Source organism: Nocardia sp. IBHARD005, assembly GCF_052814245.1.
In genome coordinates this window covers 5,584,664-5,605,606 of record NZ_CP199935.1, presented here as the reverse complement: position 1 = coordinate 5,605,606, position 20,943 = coordinate 5,584,664, and the positions used below count along the sequence as shown (strand labels likewise).

The 20,943-nt window shown below is 69.2% G+C and carries 17 protein-coding genes; 13 read left to right on the top strand and 4 right to left on the bottom strand.

Translation table 11 applies throughout. The features are described from left to right. Positions 1–71 precede the first annotated feature (71 nt). Positions 72–1,628 (top strand): tRNA (N6-isopentenyl adenosine(37)-C2)-methylthiotransferase MiaB, encoded by a 1,557-nt coding sequence (gene miaB / locus ACTWPB_RS26390; protein ID WP_446223202.1) that lies wholly within the window; start codon positions 72–74, stop codon positions 1,626–1,628. 89 nt (positions 1,629–1,717) lie between these two features. Next, positions 1,718–2,317 carry an Rv2732c family membrane protein gene (locus ACTWPB_RS26385; protein WP_446223201.1) on the top strand — a complete coding sequence of 200 codons (600 nt, stop codon included), beginning with the start codon at positions 1,718–1,720 and terminating at the stop codon, positions 2,315–2,317. Positions 2,318–2,374: 57 nt separating this feature from the next. Here ACTWPB_RS26385 and ACTWPB_RS26380 read toward each other — a convergent pair whose 3' ends face one another. After that, on the bottom strand, positions 2,375–3,754 hold the full coding sequence (locus ACTWPB_RS26380) for a DUF349 domain-containing protein (protein WP_446223200.1): 1,380 nt from the start codon (positions 3,752–3,754) through the stop codon (positions 2,375–2,377). A gap of 263 nt (positions 3,755–4,017) precedes the next feature. On the opposite strand from ACTWPB_RS26380, the gene ACTWPB_RS26375 reads away from it, so the two are divergent. The 6 genes from ACTWPB_RS26375 to ACTWPB_RS26350 all read left to right on the top strand — a co-directional run bounded on the left by ACTWPB_RS26375 (position 4,018) and on the right by ACTWPB_RS26350 (position 10,097). After that, positions 4,018–4,797, top strand: coding sequence for a hypothetical protein (locus ACTWPB_RS26375; protein ID WP_446223199.1), 780 nt, complete (start codon positions 4,018–4,020; stop codon positions 4,795–4,797). After that, positions 4,787–5,725 carry a tRNA (adenosine(37)-N6)-dimethylallyltransferase MiaA gene (gene miaA / locus ACTWPB_RS26370; RefSeq protein WP_446223198.1) on the top strand — a complete coding sequence of 313 codons (939 nt, stop codon included), beginning with the start codon at positions 4,787–4,789 and terminating at the stop codon, positions 5,723–5,725. The genes ACTWPB_RS26375 and miaA overlap by 11 nt, the downstream gene beginning before the upstream one ends. Next, complete coding sequence (locus ACTWPB_RS26365; protein WP_446223197.1) at positions 5,722–6,558, top strand: TrmH family RNA methyltransferase; 837 nt, start codon at positions 5,722–5,724, stop codon at positions 6,556–6,558. The genes miaA and ACTWPB_RS26365 overlap by 4 nt, the downstream gene beginning before the upstream one ends. 44 nt (positions 6,559–6,602) lie before the next feature. Beyond that, positions 6,603–7,484, top strand: coding sequence for a diaminopimelate epimerase (gene dapF, locus ACTWPB_RS26360; RefSeq protein WP_446226490.1), 882 nt, complete (start codon positions 6,603–6,605; stop codon positions 7,482–7,484). Between the two features lie 172 nt (positions 7,485–7,656). Next, complete coding sequence (gene hflX / locus ACTWPB_RS26355) at positions 7,657–9,090, top strand: GTPase HflX (protein WP_446226489.1); 1,434 nt, start codon at positions 7,657–7,659, stop codon at positions 9,088–9,090. 98 nt (positions 9,091–9,188) lie between these two features. Next, positions 9,189–10,097, top strand: a complete 909-nt coding sequence (locus tag ACTWPB_RS26350) for a lysophospholipid acyltransferase family protein (RefSeq protein ID WP_446223196.1) — start codon at positions 9,189–9,191, stop codon at positions 10,095–10,097. Between the two features lie 140 nt (positions 10,098–10,237). Here ACTWPB_RS26350 and lexA read toward each other — a convergent pair whose 3' ends face one another. Then, on the bottom strand, positions 10,238–10,876 hold the full coding sequence (gene lexA, locus ACTWPB_RS26345) for a transcriptional repressor LexA (protein ID WP_235569435.1): 639 nt from the start codon (positions 10,874–10,876) through the stop codon (positions 10,238–10,240). Positions 10,877–11,184: 308 nt separating this feature from the next. Here lexA and ACTWPB_RS26340 point away from each other — a divergent pair, with 308 nt between their 5' ends. The 3 genes from ACTWPB_RS26340 to nrdR all read left to right on the top strand — a co-directional run bounded on the left by ACTWPB_RS26340 (position 11,185) and on the right by nrdR (position 13,789). Next, the gene (locus ACTWPB_RS26340) at positions 11,185–11,871 is read left to right on the top strand and encodes a hypothetical protein (protein ID WP_446223195.1); all 687 of its coding nucleotides are present in this window, start codon (positions 11,185–11,187) and stop codon (positions 11,869–11,871) included. 103 nt (positions 11,872–11,974) lie between these two features. Continuing rightward, the gene (locus ACTWPB_RS26335) at positions 11,975–13,258 is read left to right on the top strand and encodes a hypothetical protein (RefSeq protein ID WP_446223194.1); all 1,284 of its coding nucleotides are present in this window, start codon (positions 11,975–11,977) and stop codon (positions 13,256–13,258) included. Positions 13,259–13,315: 57 nt separating this feature from the next. Next, a complete protein-coding gene (nrdR, locus tag ACTWPB_RS26330) occupies positions 13,316–13,789 on the top strand; it encodes a transcriptional regulator NrdR (protein ID WP_101466624.1) in 474 nt (157 codons plus the stop codon). 134 nt (positions 13,790–13,923) lie between these two features. Here the strand turns inward: nrdR and hrpA are convergent, their stop codons facing one another. Further along, complete coding sequence (gene hrpA / locus ACTWPB_RS26325; protein ID WP_446223193.1) at positions 13,924–18,198, bottom strand: ATP-dependent RNA helicase HrpA; 4,275 nt, start codon at positions 18,196–18,198, stop codon at positions 13,924–13,926. Positions 18,199–18,414: 216 nt separating this feature from the next. Between hrpA and ACTWPB_RS26320 the strand changes: the two genes are divergently transcribed. Continuing rightward, positions 18,415–19,056: a Pr6Pr family membrane protein gene (locus ACTWPB_RS26320; RefSeq protein WP_446223192.1), complete on the top strand. Its 642-nt coding sequence runs from the start codon at positions 18,415–18,417 to the stop codon at positions 19,054–19,056. A 54-nt stretch (positions 19,057–19,110) separates the two neighbouring features. Continuing rightward, positions 19,111–20,334: an aminotransferase family protein gene (locus ACTWPB_RS26315; RefSeq protein ID WP_446223191.1), complete on the top strand. Its 1,224-nt coding sequence runs from the start codon at positions 19,111–19,113 to the stop codon at positions 20,332–20,334. Here ACTWPB_RS26315 and ACTWPB_RS26310 read toward each other — a convergent pair. Then, on the bottom strand, positions 20,326–20,838 hold the full coding sequence (locus ACTWPB_RS26310; RefSeq protein WP_446223190.1) for a GNAT family N-acetyltransferase: 513 nt from the start codon (positions 20,836–20,838) through the stop codon (positions 20,326–20,328). The two genes, ACTWPB_RS26315 and ACTWPB_RS26310, sit on opposite strands and share 9 nt — an antisense overlap. Between the last annotated feature and the right edge of the window lie 105 nt (positions 20,839–20,943).

Genomic DNA, 20,943 nt, shown 5'->3' with positions numbered 1-20,943 from the left:
ACCTTTGCGTATTATCGCGTGAACGCAACCGTGATGCGCATCACAGCCGGGGCTGCCCGTACCCTGGACAGGTGGATTCGACGGTTCAGGACGCGACTGAGGGCGCGACGCAGCACGGCTCTGTGACGCAGCGCAGCTATGAGGTTCGCACATTCGGCTGCCAGATGAACGTGCACGACTCCGAACGCCTGTCCGGGCTGCTCGAGGACGCGGGCTATACGAAAGCCGCCACCGGGGAGACGCCCGATCTGATGGTGTTCAACACCTGTGCGGTGCGCGAGAACGCCGACAACAAGCTCTACGGCACCCTCGGTCAGCTGGTCCCGGTCAAGCAGGGTCGTCCCGGCATGCAGATCGCCGTCGGTGGCTGTCTGGCGCAGAAGGACCGTGAGACCGTGGTGCGCAAGGCGCCGTGGGTCGACGTGGTGTTCGGCACCCACAACATCGGCTCGTTGCCGGTGCTGCTCGAGCGGGCCCGCCACAACGAGCAGGCCCAGGTGGAGATCCTCGAATCGCTCGAGGCGTTCCCGTCGACGCTGCCCGCCAAGCGGGAGTCGGCCTACGCGGGCTGGGTGTCGATCTCGGTGGGCTGCAACAACACCTGCACGTTCTGCATCGTGCCCGCGCTGCGCGGCAAGGAAGTGGATCGCCGTCCCGGTGACGTGCTCGCCGAGGTACAGGCACTGGTCGACCAGGGCGTGCTGGAAGTGACGCTGCTCGGGCAGAACGTCAATTCCTACGGCGTGAACTTCGTCGATCCCGAACAGCCGCGCGACCGGGGTGCCTTCGCGCAGCTGTTGCGCGCGACCGGCCAGATCGAGGGCCTCGAACGCGTGCGGTTCACCTCACCGCATCCCGCGGAGTTCACCGACGACGTCATCGAGGCGATGGCGGCCACCCCGAATGTCTGCCCGCAGCTGCACATGCCGTTGCAATCGGGTTCGGACCGGGTGCTCAAGGCGATGCGCCGCTCCTACCGCAAGGAACGCTTCCTCGGCATCATCGACAAGGTGCGCGCCGCGATGCCGCACGCGTCGATCACCACCGACATCATCGTCGGCTTCCCCGGCGAGACCGAGGAAGATTTCCTCGAGACCCTCGACGTGGTCCGTCGCGCCCGCTTCACCAGCGCCTACACCTTCCAGTACTCCAAGCGTCCGGGCACTCCGGCCGCCGAACTGCCCGATCAGCTGCCCAAGCAGGTCGTGCAGGAACGCTTCGAACGGCTGATCGCGTTGCAGGACCAGGTCTCCTGGGAGAACAACCAGGCGCTCATCGGCACCGAGGTGGAACTGCTCGTCGCCGAGGGCGCGGGCAAGAAGAACGCGGTGACCGCGCGGATGAGCGGTCGCGCGCGCGACGGCAGGCTGGTGCATTTCCGTCCCGGTGATGTGACCGGCATCCGGCCGGGCGACATCGTCACCGTCGACATCACCGAGGCGGCACCGCACCACCTCATCGCCGACAGTGCGGTGAAGTCGCATCGGCGCACCGCCGCCGGTGACGCGCACGAACGTGGCATCACGCCCAAGACGGCGCCGATCGGTGTCGGGCTCGGGCTGCCCCGCATCGGCGCACCGGTCGTCGAGACGGTCGAGACCGGCTGTTCGACGGGCTGCGCGTCGTGAGCGACGACGAATCTACTACCGGTCGTAGTGGGTCGGATGCGAACGGTGCGTCCGGTGATGGCACAGTGGGACCCGCCAACGATCAGCCTGTGGACAGGAGCGGACACGCGGTGAACCCGGCGCGCAACGACCAGGATTTCGAACAGTTCCGCGGTGAGCTCGACGCGGTCGAGCGCCGCATCGCCGGCGAGATCGACCCCGGCGCGCGGGCGCTGGTGGTGGCGGGTGCGGTCTTCGCGCTGCTGATCTCGCTCGTACTGCCGACCGCGGGCACCGCGCGCGGCTTCGACGTGCTGCTCGACACCGACGCCGCGGGCGTGGAGCACATCGGCTTGCCGTCGCGGATCTTCGTGTGGCTGGTGATCGTCTTCGGTGTCGGCTTCTCGCTGCTGGCGCTGACCACCCGCCGGTGGGTGCTGGCCTGGATAGCCTGCGCGGGTTCGGCCGTGGGCAGCGTGTTCGGCGTGCTCTCGATCTGGCACCGCCAGACCCCCGGCCTCGGCAACTACGAGGGCGCGGGCCCCGGCATCGGCCTGATCCTCGGCACCATCGCGATCATGGTGCTCACCTTCCACTGGGTCCGCGTGGTCTGGAGCCGCACCGCCGTGCAGCTCGCCGCGGAGGAGCAGCGTCGCAACGCGGCACGCGAAGCCGAGGATCGCGACCGCAAGCGCCTCACCGGAGAATAATCCTGCGAGGACAGGAAAACCCCCGACCGATCGGTCGGGGGTTTCCCTGTCTCGCACTCACAGATTGCTGACGGCGCCCTCGGCGGCCTCGGCCCATTCGCGCCACTGCTTGGCCTGCTCGAGCGCCTTGTCCGCATCGCGCTTCTTGCCCGCCGCGGTGGCCTTGGCGGCCTGCTCCTCGAACTGGGCGACCCGCTCACGGAACTGCGCCGCCCGCGCGACCGCCTCGGGGTCGGAGCGACGCCACTGCTGATCGGCCGCGTCGCGCACGCGCTTCTCGATGGCGCGCAGCTTGGCTTCCAGCTCCTGCATGCGCTCGCGGGGAACCTTGCCGATGGCATCCCACTTGTCCTGCAGCTCGCGCAGCGCGTTGCGGGCGGCGTCAACGCCGTTAGCCGGGTCGATGTGCTCGTAGGCGGCCAGCAGTTCCAGCTTGGCGGTGGCGTTGTGGTCGAATTCGGCGTCGCGCTCGGAGACCGCCGCGTTGCGGGCGGCGAAGAACACGTCCTGGGCGCTCTTGAACCGCCGCCACAGCGACTCGTCGGCCTCGCGCGGTGCCCGGCCCGCGGCCTTCCACTCCGAGAGCAGGTCGCGGAACACCGCGGCGGTGCCGGTCCAGTCGGTGGAGTCGGCCAGTTCCTCGGCGCGCACGCACAGCTCTTCCTTGCGCGTCTTGGCGGTGGCGCGTTCGCGGTCGAGGTCGGCGAAGTGGGCGCCGCGACGGCGATTGAACGCCTCACGGGCCTTGGAGTAGCGCTTCCACAGCGCGTCGTCGACCTTGCGGTCGACACCGCGGATCGACTTCCACTCGTCGAGGATCTCGCGCAACCGATCGCCCGCGGCTTTCCACTGGGTGGAGTCGGCGGCGATCTGCTCGGCCTCGGCGGCGAGGGCTTCCTTGCGCTCGGTGTGCTCGTGGCGGGCGCGGTCCTTCTCCTCCTTGGCGTGCGCGGCGGCTTCCTCGGAGTGCTCGGTGATGGCTTGCAGACGGGCCGCGAGGCCGTCGATGTCGCCGATGACGGCCGCGGTCGGCAGCGTCTCGGCCAGTGCCAGCGCGGCGGCCTTGGTCTTGCGGGCATCCGCGCCCGCAGCCAGCCTGGCCTCGAGCAGCGCGACCTCGGTCGCGAGATCGTCGAAGCGGCGGCCGAAGTGGGTAAGGCCCTCGGTGACGTCGCCCGCCTGCCAGGAACCGACGACTCGTTCGCCCTCGGTGGTCCGCACCCAGGCGGTGCCGTCTTCGTCGACGCGACCCCACTTGCTCGGGTCGGTGGCGCTCGGCACGATCACAGCGTGCGGATGCGGTTGATCGGGGCCCGGCGCCGGTTTCACGGCATGCGGTTTCGGCGGACGCGCAGCATTCCCGCCGGGCTTGGGGGTACCGGACGGTCGCGGGGCCGGACCTGGGGTGGGCTTCGCGGTTCCGTTGCTGTCGGTCATTGCTCTCCGTCCCTGCCGCGCGTCACGGCTGCCTGGTTACGCCCTAGCACATCCCATTGAACCCGGTTCGAGCCGCGGAAACCATCGATCCGGAGGATCGGATAGCGGATTTCCTGGGATTTCGTCCCGGACGACGTGGGTAGTCGCACCTGAAAACACTAGCAATCTCGACGAGCATCGCTACGCCGGACACTCGCAGACCCCCGCACGCCCGCGCGGCGCCGGATGCGGGCCACGGTGCGCGCTGCGGCTACGGTTACCGCGTGTTCTCGATAGCGGCCCTGGTCCCGTCGCCGCCGATGCTGGTGCCCGAACTGTGTGGGCGAGTCCCGGTGTCCGGCAGCGATCCCGACGATCCGACCGTGGTGCTGCGCGCGGCCGCCCTGGCCGCCGCGGCCACCCTCGCCGCGACCGCGCAGCGGTGGATCGTTGTCGGCGTCGGCAGCCATGACCGGATCTACGGTTCGGCGACGCGGGGAACCTTTCGTGGGTTCGGCGCCGATGTCGTCGTCGGGCTCGGTCCGGCGGGCGAGCAGCCCGGTCCAGCAGACGCCCAGCTTCCCCTTCCGCTACTGATCGCCGGATGGTTGCGGGAGCAGGCCGCACCGCGGATTTCGGTGCGCGCCCGGCTGTTCGCCGCCGACGCTTCGCCCGCGGCGTGTGCCGAGGCAGGCGCCGCGCTCCGCGGCGAGCTCGACAGCGAGCAGGACCCGTACGCGGTGCTCGTCGTCGCCGATGGTGCCGCGACATTGACGGTCAAGGCGCCCGGCTATCTCGACGAGCGGGCCCCCGCGGTTCAGCACGACCTCGACGCCGCCTTGCGCACGGGTTCGCGGGCGGGGCTGGCCGCGCTGGAGCCGCACCTGTGCGCGGCGCTGCTCGTCGACGGACGGGCCGCCTACCAGGTACTCGGTGGTCTGTTCGCCACGGATTCGGCCGATCCGCGGGTACGTACGCTGTACCAAGGCGCGCCCTTCGGCGTCGGCTACGACGTGAGCGTGTGGCAACCTGTGGACAGGAAGGTAGCGGCGAGTGACGCGTAGACCGATCGCGGTCGTCGGCCCCACCGCCACCGGCAAGTCCGACCTCGCACTCGATCTCGCTACCGAACTCGGCGGCGAGATCGTCAACATCGACGCGATGCAGCTCTACCGCGGGATGGATGTCGGCACCGCGAAACTGCCGCCCGACCAGCGCCGCGATATCCCGCATCATCTGCTCGACGTTCTCGATGTCACCGAGACCGCGACCGTCGCCGCCTACCAGAGCTCGGCCTGCGCCATCGTCGAAGACATCATGGCGCGCGGAAAGACCCCGGTCATCGTCGGCGGCTCGATGATGTACGTGCAGGCCCTGCTCGACGAGTGGGATTTCCCGGCCACCGACCCCGAGGTCCGCGCTCGCTGGGAAGCACTCCTGGATGAGCGCGGCGTGCAGGCGCTGCACGCGGCGCTACAGCAGGCCGACCCGGTCGCCGCGGCCACCATCCTGCCCACCGACGGCCGGCGCATGGTGCGCGCGCTCGAGGTCGTGGAACTGACCGGCCGCCCGTTCGCCGCCTCGGCCCCGACCATCGGCATCCCACGCTGGAACACCGCGATTCTCGGCGTCGACCGCGAGACGGCCGCGCTCGACGCCCGCATCGAGACCCGCACCGCCCTGATGTTCGATTCGGGTCTGGTCGACGAGGTCCGCGGACTGCTCGAGGTGGGCCTGCGCGAGGGCCAGACCGCCCGCCGCGCCATCGGCTACGCCCAGGTACTGGCCTACCTCGACGACGAATACGATCTCGACCACGCGCGCGAGCGCACCCTGATCGGCACCCGCCGATACGTGCGCAGGCAGCGGTCGTGGTTTCGCCGCGACCCCAGGGTCTCCTGGGTCGACGGCGCCGATCCCGAGCTCGCCACGACCGCGCTGGCGCTGCTCCGACAATCGAACACCGACCCGATAGGACGGACAGCGCAGTGACGCGACGAGTGAGTACCCGCAACGCCTCGGTGCAGGTGTGGCAGGCCTACCTCAACAACCGGACCAAACGTCATCGTGACGGCCGGTTCCTCGTGCAAGGCGTGCGCCCGATCACCCAGGCACTGGCCAATGACTGGCCGCTGGAAACGTTGCTCTACCGGCTCGGCGGCCCCGAGCTGTCGAGTTGGGCGCGCGAGATTCTCGACACCGCCGAGGTGCCGCAGGTCGGCCTGGTCCCCGAACTCATGGCCGAGCTGGGGGAGAAGGCGGCGAGCGCGCCGGAGATCGTGGCGGTCGCGGTGTCACAGCACCCCGACCTGGCCGATTACGCACCCGGTGAACCGGGGGAGGACGCACCCGTCGTGGTCGTGTTCGATCGCCCGAACTCGCCCGGCAACCTCGGCACCCTGATCCGCTCGGCGGACGCTTTCGGCGCGTCCGGGGTGATCGTCACCGGCCACGGCGCCGACCAGTTCGACCCGCAGGCCGTGCGCGCCTCGACCGGTTCGCTGTTCGCGATGCCGGTGCTGCGCGCGGCGGGCCCCGGTCAGGTGCTCGAATTCCGTGACCGCCAACAGGCTCGCGGCATCCCCACCCGCATCGTCGGCACCGATGAGGACGCGCCGGGCACCCTCTACGACCACGACTTCACCGAGGCCACCATCCTGGTCGTCGGCAACGAGACCACCGGCATGAGCTCGGCCTGGGCCGATGCCTGCGACGACCTGGTCACCATCCCGATGGGCGGCACCGCCAGCTCGCTCGGCGCGCCGTCGGCGGGGGCGATCAGCCTCTACGAGATCGCCAGGCAGCGGCGCACGTTCGCCCGGTAGTACACCCGACAGCGGCGCAGAGGAGAATGACGGACGTGTCCGACATCGAATTCAGCAAGGGCCACGGCACCCAGAACGATTTCGTGGTGCTGCCCGATCTCGCGGTGCGCCTCGACCTGACCGTCGACCGCGTCGCCGCACTGTGCGACCGCCGGCGCGGCCTCGGCGCCGACGGTGTGCTGCGCGTGGCGAAGGCCGGTGCGTTGCGCGCGGCCGGTGTCCTGGCAGCGCTGCCCGAGGGTGTCGGCGCCGACGACTGGTTCATGGACTACCGCAACGGCGACGGTTCGATCGCCGAGATGTGCGGCAACGGCGTGCGGGTCTTCGCGCACTACCTCAACGCCACCCGGCTGGAAGAGCGCACCGAGTACGTCGTCGGCAGCCGCGCGGGCGCCCGTCCGGTCGTCGTGCACGCCGCGGGGCCGACCGACGGTGAGGTCACCGTGGACATGGGTGTCGTTCGCGAACTCGGCCCCTCCACCGCCACCCTGGCCGGTTGGGCCCTGGCCGGTATCGGCATCGATGTCGGCAATCCGCACCTGGCCTGCGTCGACGACGGACTGACTGTCGACGCGCTCGCCAAACTCGACTTGAGCGTGTCGCCCGGCTTCGACCCCGACCTTTTCCCGCACGGAGTGAACGTCGAAATACTCACCGCGCTCGACGCCGACAACGCCGTCGACATGCGCGTATACGAACGCGGCGTCGGCGAAACCCGTTCCTGTGGGACCGGGACCGTGGCCGCGGCCGCCGCCGCGCTGACCGCCGCCGGGGTGTCGATCGGCACCGGATCCGGCGAGGTCACCGTGCGCGTACCCGGCGGACAGGTCCGTGTGGGCATCGCCGACGGACGGGCCTGGTTGCGCGGCCCCTCGGTGCTGCTGGCCGCGGGCGCGCTGTCGCGGGACTGGTGGGACGCGCAGTAGCACCGATAACCGCGTGCACGCTGTCACCTGGACGTGGCAGCATAGAGAACGTATGACGAAACCAGTAGAACCCACAGAATCCACATCGGCCGAGCACACCACCGCGGCCGATCCCGACGTGGCCGCCGATCGCGGTGACGTCGATGATGCGCTGGCCCGCCACGCGGCCCGCATGAAACAGCCTGGTTGGGCGGCCGACCCGACGGTCGGCGAGATGCAGCTCGACGAGCGCACCTCGCTGCGCCGCGTCGCCGGGCTGTCCACCGAACTCACCGACATCACCGAGGTCGAATACCGCCAGCTGCGCCTCGAGCGCGTCGTGCTGGTCGGTGTCTGGACCACCGGCAGTGTCGCCCAGGCCGACGCGAGCATGGTCGAGCTGGCCGCGCTCGCCGAGACGGCGGGCTCGGAGGTCCTCGAGGCGCTGATCCAGCGCCGCGACAAGCCCGACCCGGCCACCTACATCGGCTCGGGCAAGGCCGAGGAGTTGCGCACGGTCGTTCTCGACACCGGCGCCGACACGGTGATCTGCGACGGTGAGCTCACGCCCGCGCAGCTCACCGCGCTGGAGAAGGTCGTGAAGGTGAAGGTCATCGACCGCACCGCGCTGATCCTCGACATCTTCGCCCAGCACGCCACTTCCCGCGAGGGCAAGGCCCAGGTCTCGCTGGCGCAGATGGAGTACATGCTGCCCCGCCTGCGCGGCTGGGGTGAGTCGATGTCGCGCCAGGCCGGTGGCCGGGCGGGCGGCAACGGCGGTGGCGTCGGTCTGCGTGGTCCCGGTGAGACCAAGATCGAAACCGATCGTCGACGCATCCGGGAGCGGATGGCCAAACTGCGCCGCGAGATCCGTGAGATGAAGACCGCCCGCGACACCATGCGCGCGCGCCGCAGCGAGAGTGGGGTGCCCTCGATCGCGATCGTCGGCTACACCAACGCCGGCAAGTCCAGCCTGATGAACGCGCTCACCGGCGCGGGCCTGCTCGTGCAGGACGCGCTGTTCGCCACCCTCGACCCGACCACCCGCCGGGCCGCGCTCGACGACGGCCGCGAGATGGTGTTCACCGACACCGTCGGCTTCGTCCGCCACCTGCCGACCCAGCTGGTCGAGGCCTTCCGCTCGACGCTGGAGGAGGTCACCGGCGCCGACCTGCTGCTGCACGTCGTCGACGGCGCCGACCCGCTGCCGCTCGAGCAGATCAGGGCGGTGCGCGAGGTGATCACCGAGGTGATCAGGGAGCAGGGCACGCCTGCCCCGCCGGAACTGCTGGTGGTCAACAAGATCGACGCCGCCGATCCGAACGAGCTCACCCGGTTGCGCGGCATGCTGCCGCAGGCGGCCTTCGTCTCCGCGCAGACCGGCGCGGGGGTGGACGAGTTGCGCGAGCGGCTCTCCGAGGTGCTCGGCGGACTCGATGTCGACATCAGTGTGCTGCTGCCCTACAGTCGCGGCGACCTGCTCGCCCGCATCCACGCCGACGGCCGGATCGTCACCGCCGACCACGAGGAAGGTGGCACCCGGGTTCGCGCACGCGTGCCGCACGCCTTGGCCGCGGCACTGTCCGAGTACGCCCATTCCGGCCCTTCCGAGCCGGCGCTCAGCTGATCCTTGTCGCGGATTTGCCCGCTGGTTGCGGGACAAATGTCGATGCGACACAGGCATTTTCGGACGCTATGGTCGAATATCGACTGCAGGAGGGTGTTATGTCGAACGACCATGATGGTACGAAGAATGTGAAGGAGAACGGGGTCGCGCAGGGCGATCCTGTTCGGTCCGGCGAGGTCTTGTCGGACGGTGCGCCGCTGAATCCGGCGCCGAGTGAATGGGACATGCGCGCATTCGAAGTGCTGTTCGCGCCGGTGCGGTGGTGGACCAGCCCGAAGTTCTACGGTCTGGAGAACATCCCGGCCGAAGGGCCGGTGCTGATCGTGGCCAACCACAATCTGCTCGGCGGGATCGACGCGCCGCTGATCATGCCGGAGATCCTGCGGGTGCGCGGCAGGCTGGTGCGCGGCCTGGCCGAGCATGTGCTGATGGTGCCCGGCGTGCGGGACTTCCTGCATCACTTCGGCGCTGTCCGCGGTACCCGCGCGAACTGCCTGGCGCTGCTCGAGCGCGGGGAAGCGGTGGTGGTGTTCCCCGGTGGTGGCCGCGAGGCGATCCGCCGCAAGGGCGAGAAGTACGTGCTCAAGTGGGAGGGCCGCACCGGTTTCGCGCGGATGGCGATTCAGGCGGGGGTGCCGATCGTGCCGCTGGCGATGATCGGCATCGACGACGCCTACGACATCGTCTTCGACGGTCAGCATCCGGTGATGGCTCCGCTGCGCTGGACCTGCCGCCTGCTCGGCATCAATCCCGAGCTGAACCCGCCGCTGGTCAAGGGTGTCGGCCCGACGGTACTGCCCCGCCCGGAGCGGTTCTACTTCTCCGCGGGTGCCCCCATCGACCCCACGCCGTGGATGGCGGCCGACGACCTCGACGGTGCGGCCACCGATCTGCGCGATGTGGTGCGCAAGGGTCTCGAAGAGGAACTGCAGTTCCTGTTCAACGAGCGCGACCGCGATTCCGGCCGCACCCTGGTGGGCCGCCTGCGCAACGCGCTGCCCTGGTGACCGGAACCGCCTGATCGGCTGGATCGGCGCCGCAGGGCACAGGGCGACGCCGTCCGCCTGACCCCGACGGGCGGCCACCGTGCCACCGCGGTGGCCGCCGCCGAGCTGCTGATCTGGGAGATGACCGCGACCGCGCGCCGCTAGACCTTGCGGATGACGGTCACGACCTTGCCCAGGATTTGCGCGTCGTTGCCGGGGATCGGCTCGAAGTGTGGGTTGTGCGGCATCAGCCACACGTCCTTGCCGCTGCGCTTGAAGGTCTTCACGGTGGCCTCGCCGTCGATCATCGCGGCGACGATATCGCCACCCTCGGCGACATTCTGCTGACGCACCACGACGAAGTCGCCATCGCAGATCGCCGCGTCGATCATCGACTGGCCGACCACCTTGAGCAGGAACAGCGAACCCTCGCCGACGAGTTCGCGCGGCAGCGGGAAAACATCTTCCACGGCCTGTTCGGCCAGAATCGGGCCACCGGCGGCGATCCGTCCCAGGACCGGGACGAACGTCGGAGTCGGGCGGCTCGGGTCCACCTCGTCGGTCTGCTGGGGCAGCGTGGTGACCGAGCGGACCGCCTCGTCGAGCCCGCGGACGTTCACCGCGCGCGGGCGATTCGGGTCGCGGCGTAGATAGCCCTTGCGTTCGAGGGCGCGCAGCTGATGGGCCACCGAGGAGGTGGAGGTGAGGCCGACCGCGTCGCCGATCTCGCGGATGCTGGGCGGATAGCCCCGTTCGGTCACCGAGGAACGGATGACATCGAGGACCGTGCGCTGACGCACGGTGAGATCCGTCCCGGATCCCGATGTGACGGTGCCGGTGCCGCTTTCGTCACCCGTGTCGTCTGTGTGGGTCACCGTGTCCCGCCCTTCTGAGTTGTCGAATTCGCCATCTCGAGGCTAGTCGGGCCACGCCGAACTATCAAACATCTGTTCGAGCATGTCGGGCGTTTCGTGCTGACAGCGGCGCGGGAATCTGGTAGAAATCGAACATCAGTTCGTCGCACAGGTGTTCGAACAACGGGAGGCATCGCCGCCTCACCAGTACTTTTCTTGCAGCAGCGGAGCACACCACCCCGGAGGTTCTTCCGATGAGCACAGCAACCAGCGCCCTGCGTTCCGCAGACCCCATCCCGGCCTCGGAGCCGATTCTCCGTCGGCGCCGGACCGCCCGCGCGCCACGGCCTTTCGTCTTGGTCCGGCCGGCGATGCCGCAGTCGGCAGGCACCGAGAATCAGACGGTCGAAGCGCCGATCGCAAGCGCCGCCTCGACCCGCCCGGCCCCGACGGCGCTCGCGGAAGTCGCGGGCAGTATCGTCCGGTCCGGCGTGTTGCGTGCGCCCGTCGACGCCCTGCCCGCCGCCGATATCGTCCGCGTCGCCCGGCGTATCGAACTCACCGACGCCGAGCTCGATCTCGCCTTCGCCACCGTGCCCCGCAGCGAACCTGCGCGCCGAACCCGCGCGGTCGCTCGCCCGTCGGCGGATCGCGGCCCGCACCATCGAGCACCGCGCAGCGAACTCTCGCTGTATGCCCGCGGTCCCGTGCGTGCCGGCCTTGCGCGGGGCCTACATCCGCTGCACCGAGTCGAACAGGCCAAGGTCGGGTTCGCCGCGCTGGCCGTGACGGCGCTGGTGACCGCGCTGATCGTTGTGGCTCTCCTCGGGCTGGCGCACGTACGCGCGGGCAGTTTCGTCGACCACGTCGACTCGACGATCCCCGGAATCTCGGAGCAGGCGGGGGCCGGGTCCGGCGCGCGGATCGAGCCGGGTCGATGAGTCGAAAATAGCTGCGCGGAAACGTTTTCGGGGAGGTCTTCGGCAGCGTGCGAGATCGTCGGTATCGACGAATCGCACCCTGAAACTAGAACACGTTGCTACGGTGACGGGCATCCTGAATCGGGGCGGGTCCCCGGTCGAACCCGGATGCGAGGTCTCGGTGCGCCGCTGCTCGATCGCTCTACTGCTCGCTGCGATGCTCGGTGCGCTGGTGGTACCCGCCGCGCACGCGGTTCCCGCCTATACCGAGTACCTCGATCTGCCCGCTCTCAACGGTGACGGCGAATACGGTGGCGGGCTGCACCCGGAGCTTCCGTCCGCACAGCCACCCCTGCGGGAAGCGCTGACCCAGGCGCGGGCCGACGGCATCGACCCGACGCGGTATGCGACGCTGCTGCACCAGTACTGGCTCGTCGTAGCCACCGATAACGCCGCGATCGACCTCGAAGCCTGGGCGCCCGAGCGTGGCGTCGCGGCCAATTCGGCCACCTTCAGCCAGGTGTACGTGAACTACTTCCGCCTCGCCGCCGCCCGGCCCGATCTCTACTGGGCGGGCATGGCAGGCATCGCGGGCGCGTCCTTCGCGGCGGGCTTCTTCGACGTCGGCGACATCGCCGGGGCCGTCTCGGTCGGGGGGATCCACGAACTCGGTACCGCTGTCGCCGACCTGCTTCGCGCCACCCCGCCGGAACTGCTCACCGGGGTCCCGTCCGATGTCACCGGCCTGGCTGCCCTCGGTCCGCGGCTGACCGCCGCCGACCTCGCCTGGTATCAGACCCGGCTGATGATCATGCAGAAACACATCTTCATCGACCTGGTCCCGATGCACGAGGCTTATCTCGCCGACGGGATGGCGGGCATCGACGAGATGTATGCGGCCGGCCTGCTCGACGACGGCATGCGGGTGGCCTGGAACGGGATCGACGGCGGCACCGAAGCGGGCCGTGCCGACGCGCTGGTCGCCATGGCCGATCGGGAACAGAACCAGATCGTCGCCGACCAGTGGGATGTGACCTCGCGCGGTCGCGACGGTAGGGGTCGAGTACTCACCTACGTCACCACCGTGGCGGGCAAGCCCGCCGTCCCCGGCACCCGCGCTCCGGGCGTGTACGCGCCGGTCACGGTATGGTCGCCGATCGCGGCGGGGGCGCCGCTGGGTCTGCGGATGCCGCTGCCCGCGTTCAACTGGGCCGATCGTGAGACCCGCTGGGACTACATCACCGCCGACCTGCTGCCACGCCATCTCGACCTCGTGACCGACCCGGCACGCGCGGTGACGGTGTATCGCGAACCGTTCACCGTCAAGCTCGACCGGGGCCGGATGCTCGCCCGGCTGCCCGACATCATCGCGGACCTGACCACGCAGTGGCGGGTTGTGCCATCCTGACCGGTATCCTGTCAAGAGCCATGGAATAGAAATGCGCATCGACGAAGGAACCCTCGGATGCATTGCCCGTATTGCCGACACCCCGACTCGCGCGTCGTCGACTCGCGGGAAGCCGAGGAGGGCACCGCGATCCGCCGCCGTCGTTCCTGCCCGAGCTGTGGGCGCCGATTCACCACCGTGGAGACGGCGATCTTGTCGGTGGTCAAGCGCAGTGGCGTGACCGAGCCGTTCAGCCGCGAGAAGGTGATCGTCGGTGTGCGCCGGGCCTGCCAGGGTCGTGAAGTCGATGACGACGCCCTGAACCTGCTCGCCCAGCAGGTCGAAGACGCGGTGCGCGCCAAGGGTTCTCCCGAGGTACCCAGCCACGAGGTCGGCCTTGCCATCCTCGGCCCGCTGCGCGACCTCGACGAAGTGGCGTACCTGCGCTTCGCCTCGGTGTACCGATCCTTCACCAGCGCAGCCGATTTCGAACGCGAGATCACCGAGATGCGGGCGGCCCGCGCGGCTGCCGCGGTCGCCGCGACCGACTGACCTACGACGCGCCCTGGCTCATCGCGGGGCCGCGGCCGGCTGCCACCTCGCAACGGCACGCTGTCTCGGCTGAGCACTCCCAGACCTTGGGTCCACAAGAATTCGGTGGCGAATCCTCAACTCCCGCACCGGTTTCAGCGACGAATCGTGCTGATCGCCTTCTCGATGCGCTTGGCCGACACCGGGTACGGCGTGCCCAACTTCTGAGCGAACAGACTGACCCGCAGCTCCTCGATCATCCACCAGATCTCGGTCACCTCGCGGGCATTCTTGCGGCCGGGAGGCAGCGCGCGGACGAGCTGGTCGTAGGCGGCGAGCATCCGGTCCACCTCGACCATGGCCTGACGGTCGCGCACCGCCGAGCCCGGCAGCGACTCCAGGCGCTGTGCCGCGGCGAGGAGATAGCGCGGGAGTTCACGCAGTCGCACCCGTCCCCATTCGGCAACGAAACCGGGGAACAGCAGGTCATCGAGTTGCTGGCCGACGTCGCCGGCGATATCGGTCTCGAGGGTATCGGCCAGCGCCGCTCGCGCCTGCTGGGCGGCGGCCAGTACCGGCACGACGGTGCGGATCAGGGCGACGACCGCCGTGGACAGTTGCGGTCGGACGGTCGCGACCAGCTTGTCGAACTCCTCGGGCGTGCGAACCGGGCCGCCCGCCTTGGCGATGAGTTCGTCGGCGGCGGCGATCCGGCAGTCCTCGACCAGCTTGTCGAGCGACCCGTCGGGGTTCTGGCTCAGCGCCAGCCGATCGCGGGCGGGCAGTCCGGCGGTGACCGCGCGAGTCGAGGTCGGGATCGCGGCGAGCAGCAGGGTGCGCACACCCGCTCGCATCGCGGCCGCCTGCTCGCCGGGCGAGCTCAGCACGCGCACCGCGACGCCCTCGCCCTCCGGTACGAGTGCCGGGTACCCGGTCACGGTCTGGCCCGCGACTTCGCGGCTCACGGTCGGCGCGACCGAACCAAGGGACTCCGAGGTCCACACCGTCGCCGGTGCCCGCTCGGCACCGGCGGTGGCGCGCGCGACCGACGCTGAAACCTGTTCGGCCAGTTGTACTTTCAGCTGCTGAAGGCTCTTGTTCTTGGCAAGCACCTTGCCGTGCTGATCGACCGCGGCGAAGGTCATGCGCAGATGATCGGGCAGCGCGGCGGGGGAGAGGTCGTCGGCGGTGATGGTGACCGAACCCAGCCGCGACAACTCCCGCGACAGCCCCGTGCGCAGTGGCTCGGCGCGCGGAGTCAGCGCGCGCAACGCCGCCGACGCGAAGTCGGGCGCGGGAACGATCGCGCGCCGCAACGCTTTCGGGAGAGTCTTGATGAACGTGGCGGCGAGTTCTTCGCGCATGCCGGGCACCAGCCAGTCGAACCCGACCGCCCGCACGTGCGCGAGCTGCTCCACCGGGATCCGCGCGGTGACGCCGTCGTCGTCTTGCCCCGGCTCGAACTGGTAGGTCAGCCCGAAGCTGAGTTCGCCCTGGCGCCAGGCGTCGGGGAAGTCGGTCGGGTCGAGCGTGGCAACACCGGCATTGACCACGGTGTCGGTCGAGAAGTCCAGCAGCGCGGGATCGTTGCGCTCGGTCTTGCGCCACCAGCTGTCGAAATGGCGCACCGACACGATATCGGCGGGGATACGCTTGTCGTAGAACTCGAACAGCACGTCGTCATCGACGAGGATGTCGCGCCGCCGGGCCCGATGCTCGAGGTCGGCGACGTCGTCGATCAGGGCCCGATTGCGGGCGAAGAATCCGTGGCGCGTCTGCCATTCGCCCTGGACCAGGGCGTGGCGGATGAACAGCTCGCGCGAGAGCTCCGGGTCGATGCGCCCGAAGTCCACCGGCCGCCCGGTCACCAGTGGCACGCCGTACAGGGTCGCCCGCTCGTAGGCCCGCGCCGAACCTCGCTTGGACGACCAATGTGGTTCGGAGTAGGTGCGTTTCACCAGATCGCCGGCGAGCCGTTCGGCCCACTCCGGCTCCACCTTCGCCGCGATCCGCCCCCACAGCCGCGAGGTCTCCACCAGCTCGGCCGCCATCACCCAGCGTGGCGCCTTCTTGGCCAGCGACGACCCGGGGAAGATCATGAACTTCGCATTGCGCGCCCCGAGGAATTCCCGCGACTCCGCCTCGCGCACACCGATATGCGACAGCATGCCCGCCAGCAGTGACTGGTGGATCTGGGTACTCGGCCATGGCATCGCGTCCTCGTCAGACGAATCCGCCGACCCGCCAACAGCTTTCGCCGACAATGCGTGTTGCCCCCGTTGTGCTCCGTCGCCGCCTCGTCGAGATCGTCCAGCTGCCTGGCGCGAGCCTTCGCCCTGCGTGTCCGCACGGTCGGAGGCGGCGTTCGCCCCGGCGGTCGACTCCGTTACCGCGCGTGGGGAATTCCCACGGCCGCGACCACGGCGTCCGCGATTGCCTCCGGCGCCCTCGGCGGTGCTACCACCGGCAGCCGCGGTACGCCGGCCCCCGGCTGATTCGCCGAGCATTGTGGTGCCGGAGTTCGTCTGTCCCCGGCTCGCGCCCGCATCGTTCCAGCCCATCCCGCGGGCGATCGTGCGCAATTGGCCGTGCAGGTCCTGCCACTCCCTGATGCGCAGGTAGTGCAGGAACTCGTCGCGGCACATCCGGCGGAACTGGTTGGACGACAGCGACTTGCGCTGCTCGGTGAGGTAATCCCACAGCCGCAGGTAGGCCAGGAAGTCCGAGCCCTCGACGACGAAGCGCGCGTGCTGGGCGTCGGCGGCCTGCTGATGCTCCACGGGACGTTCGCGCACATCCTGAATCGACAGCGCCGCGACAATGATCAGTACCTCGTCCAGACACCCGTTGCGCTGCGCTTCGACGAGCATGCGCGCCATCCGCGGATCCACCGGCAGCTGCGCCATCTCCCGCCCGATCGGCGTGAGCGTGAGATGCCCGCCCGAATCGGCTTCGCCGTCAACAGATTTCGTGCTGCCGTGCGCGAGCGCACCCAGTTCTTCGAGCAGGGCGATGCCGTCGCGGATGGCGCGACGGTCGGGTGCCTCGACGAACGGGAAACTCTCGATATCGCCCAGCCCCAGCGCCGTCATCTGCAAGATGACCGCCGCGAGGTTGGTGCGCAGGATCTCCGGCTCGGTGAACGCGGGTCGCGCCTCGAAGTCGTCCTCGGAATACAGCCGGATACAGATACCGTCGGCGACGCGACCACAGCGACCCGATCGCTGCCGCGCCGAGGCCTGGGAGACCTCTTCGATCGGCAGCCGCTGCACTTTCGTGCGCATCGAGTAGCGCGAGATGCGCGCCGTGCCGGGGTCGATGACGTAGCGGATGCCCGGCACCGTCAGCGAGGTCTCGGCGACGTTGGTGGCCAGCACCACCCGGCGCCCGGTATGCGGGGCGAAGACTTTGTGCTGTTCGGCGGCCGACAGGCGCGCGTACAACGGCACGATCTCGGTGCGGGGGAGTTTCAGGTCGCGCAGGGCGTCGGCGGTGTCGCGGATCTCGCGTTCGCCCGACAGGAACACCAGCACGTCACCGTCGCCCTCGGCGAACAGTTCGACCACCCCGTCGGCGATGGCGTCGGTGGGGTCGCGGTCGACGACGCGGGTGTCCTCCTCGTCGTCGTCTGCGCCGGGCAGTTCCAGCGACAGCGGCCGGTACCGCAACTCCACCGGATACGACCGACCCGACACTTCGACGATCGGCGCAGGCGTGCCCTGCGCATCCGCGAAGTGGCGGGCGAACAGTTCGGGATCGATCGTCGCCGAGGTGATGATCACCTTGAGATCGGGCCGCCGCGGTAGCAACTGCTTCAGGTAGCCGAGCAGGAAGTCGATATTGAGGCTGCGTTCGTGAGCCTCGTCGATGATGATCGTGTCGTAGCGGCGCAGCATCCGGTCGCGCTGGATCTCGGCGAGCAGGATGCCGTCGGTCATGAGTTTGACCAGCGTGCGATCGGAAGCCTGATCGGTGAATCGGACCGTGTAGCCGACCACGTCACCCAGTTCGGTGCCCAGTTCCTCGGCGATGCGTTCGGCCACGGTGCGCGCGGCCAGCCTGCGCGGCTGGGTGTGGCCGATGGTGCCGCGGATCCCGCGACCGAGTTCGAGGCAGATCTTGGGGATCTGGGTGGTCTTGCCGGAACCGGTCTCACCGGCCACGATCACGACCTGGTTGGCGGCGATGGCGGCGGCGATGTCGTCGCGGCGCGCGGAAACAGGCAGTTGTTCCGGGTAGGTGATCCGCGGAAGCGCCGCGCGGCGATTGGCCACGCGGGTCTCGGCGGAGGCGATCTGGGTCTCGATGGCGGGCAGATCGTCGGGCCGCGCACGGTCGAGCAAGCGCTGGAGCCGATGTTCATCGCGCAGCGAGACCTCCGCCAGGCGGGTGCGCAGCGCGCGGGTTCCGGTGCTAGCTGTCCTGGTCATTGCGCCTACCAGCGTAGCGAAGCCCGCCACCGGTTTTCCCGCGCATCACCCGCTCGCGCCGTCGCGGAGACCAACGACACACCGCGGCGCGTGCCCGCCGCGGTCCGCGCGTCCGGTGGCCCGACGGCGACGCGAGGACCGAACTCCCGGTTGTCGCCTGCCTGTCATGCGAAGATCCGGGGCGTGGGGGGTCGGCGTCCGGGAACGGAGAACCACATGAGTGCATCGGTGCGGACGGCGTGGTGGATCAGGGCGTACCGGATCGGGTTCGGGCTGCTCGGTCTCGTCGCCCTGCTGTGGATACCGCTGCGCAATATCGACTCGGCGACCTTCTCGCTCACGAACTACCTGAGCTACTTCACGGTCGAATCCAACATCCTGGGTGTGATCGTGCTGCTCATCGGTGGTCTGGTCGCCCCGCAGAGCCGCGGCTGGCAGCTGGTGCGTGGTGCCGCCACGCTGTACATGCTCATCACGATGGTGGTCTACGCCGTGCTGCTGTCGCGGATCGACGTGATGCTCAACGACCAGTGGATCAACGACATCATGCATCGGTACCTGCCCATGATCCTGGTGCTGGACTGGATCTTCGTTGCGATGGCGCGGCGGCTGCGGCCGAATCCGGCCCTGATCGGGCAGTGGTTGGTCTTCCCGCTCATCTACGGCGTCTACAGCCTGATCCGCGGTCCGATCGTCGACTGGTATCCCTACCCGTTCATCAATCCCACCGGCCAGGGCTATGTGTCGATGGCGATCGGGCTGGTCGTACTCACCCTGGTGTTCGCTGTTCTGGCGGTAGCCATGGCGTCACTGGGCGATCTGCCCGCGTGGTGGCGCGAACGCGAGGCCGAGGACTGAGCCTGCGGCGGGCCCGGTGCGCGCGGCGCGGCCGGGTGGGGTAAATGTGGACTCATGAATGCGCTCTGGCATGGATTCGCCGATATGGGTGCCGTCAATCGTGACGGTGCGTTCGTTATCGCTCGCGGTGAGGGTGCTTACGTCTTCGACACCGCGGGCAAGCGCTACCTCGACGCCACCGCTGGGCTGTGGTTCGCCAACGTCGGGCACGGTCGCGGTGAGATCGCCGACGCGGTCGCCGACCAGTTGCGCACCATCGCGCACTACTCCAACTTCGGCGACCTCACCGAAGCCCCCACCCAGGAACTCGCCGAGAAACTCTCGTCGATCGCCCCCGTTCCCGGCAGCAAGATCTTCTTCACCTCCGGTGGCTCCGATTCGGTGGAAACCGCGGCCAAACTGGCCCGCCGCTACTGGCACGAACAGGGCCGCACCGACAAGAAGATCCTGGTCGGCCGTCGTTTGGCCTACCACGGCATGCATTACGCGAGCACCGCGCTCGGCGGTCTGACGCCGAACAAGGAGGGCTACGGCGTGCTGGTCGCCGACACCCGCACCGTCGAATGGGACGACGCGAAATCGCTGCTCGCCCTGATCGAAGAGGTCGGCGCCGAGCAGATCGCCGCGTTCTTCTGTGAACCGATCATCGGTGCCGGTGGGGTGTACCTGCCGCCGGCGGGCTATCTGGCCGAGGTTCGCCAGATCTGCCGCGACCACGACATCCTGTTCGTCGCCGACGAGGTCGTCACCGGTTTCGGCCGCATCGGCGGTTCCTGGTTCGCCTCCACCCGCTTCGACCTGCAGCCCGATCTGATGACGACGGCCAAGGGCCTCACCTCCGGCTACCTCCCGATGGGCGCGGTCTTCATCGCCCCGCACCTGGCCGAGCCCTTCTTCGCAGGCGGCACCTGGTTCCGCCACGGTTACACCTACGGCGGCCACGCCGGTGCCGCCGCCGCGGCCCTGGCCAACCTCGCCATCGTCGAACGCGAAGGCCTCATCGAGGAAGCCGCTCGCCTCGAATCCACCCTGCACACCGCGTTGGCCCCGTTGGCCGAGCACCCCCGCGTCGCCGAAGTGCGCAGCGGCCTCGGCGCCGTTGCCGCCGTCCAGCTCGCCGACCCCGCCGAAGGTCCCGCCCTGGTGAAAACCTTGCGCGAACACGGCATCTCGGGCCGCGCCGCCGGTGCGGGCGCCATGCAGATCTCGCCGTCGTTCGTCATGACCGACGCACAGGTCGCCGAGCTCGCGGACGGATTCGCCCGCGCCCTAGGCTGATTCGTCCACTGGTTCCGTCAGCCCCAGGGTGAAGAATCGGCTCAGTGGGTCGGGGGAGTAGCTGCCGAACGGGCCGCACTCGGTGAACCCGTGGCGCAGGTAGAGGCGGCGGGCCGGGGCGAAGAAGTCTTCGGCGCCGGTTTCCAGGCTCAGCCGCCGGTACCCGCGTTCTCGGGCTACCGCGACCAGGTGGGCGAGCACCGCGGCGGCGACACCACGGCCGGTGAACCCCTCCGCGGTGCGCATGGACTTGATCTCGGCGTGCTCGGTGTCGAGTTCCTTCAGCGCACCGCACCCGGCGAGGTCGTCGCCGGACCACGCGCTCCACACCGTGACCGCGGGATCGCGCAGGGCAGTGAGGTCGAGGGCGTGCATGCTGCAGGCGGGGGTGGTGTCCGCCATTTCCGCGTGGTGAGCGGCCAGCAGGGTCCGGATTTCTGCGCCGGTGAGATCATCGGCCACCACCCGAAGCTGGTCGACCGCGGCAGTTGGATTATCGGTCATCAGTCCAGTTTGCAGATCGATGCCGATGCCGATCGATCCGGGTCGGCTACTGTGGCCGTGACCGTGCCGTGTGGAGCGAGCGGTGCTGAGGGCACAGCGCAAGGG

Excerpts from the sequence above, each read along its gene's own strand:
- ACTWPB_RS26380 (WP_446223200.1), bottom strand. The coding sequence starts at position 3,754 with ATGACCGACAGCAACGGAACCGCGAAGCCCACCCCAGGTCCGGCCCCG.
- hflX (WP_446226489.1), top strand. The coding sequence starts at position 7,657 with ATGAAACAGCCTGGTTGGGCGGCCGACCCGACGGTCGGCGAGATGCAG.
- ACTWPB_RS26350 (WP_446223196.1), top strand. The coding sequence starts at position 9,189 with ATGTCGAACGACCATGATGGTACGAAGAATGTGAAGGAGAACGGGGTC.
- ACTWPB_RS26340 (WP_446223195.1), top strand. The coding sequence starts at position 11,185 with ATGAGCACAGCAACCAGCGCCCTGCGTTCCGCAGACCCCATCCCGGCC.
- nrdR (WP_101466624.1), top strand. The coding sequence starts at position 13,316 with ATGCATTGCCCGTATTGCCGACACCCCGACTCGCGCGTCGTCGACTCG.
- hrpA (WP_446223193.1), bottom strand. The coding sequence starts at position 18,198 with ATGACCAGGACAGCTAGCACCGGAACCCGCGCGCTGCGCACCCGCCTG.
- ACTWPB_RS26320 (WP_446223192.1), top strand. The coding sequence starts at position 18,415 with ATGAGTGCATCGGTGCGGACGGCGTGGTGGATCAGGGCGTACCGGATC.
- ACTWPB_RS26315 (WP_446223191.1), top strand. The coding sequence starts at position 19,111 with ATGAATGCGCTCTGGCATGGATTCGCCGATATGGGTGCCGTCAATCGT.
- ACTWPB_RS26310 (WP_446223190.1), bottom strand. The coding sequence starts at position 20,838 with ATGACCGATAATCCAACTGCCGCGGTCGACCAGCTTCGGGTGGTGGCC.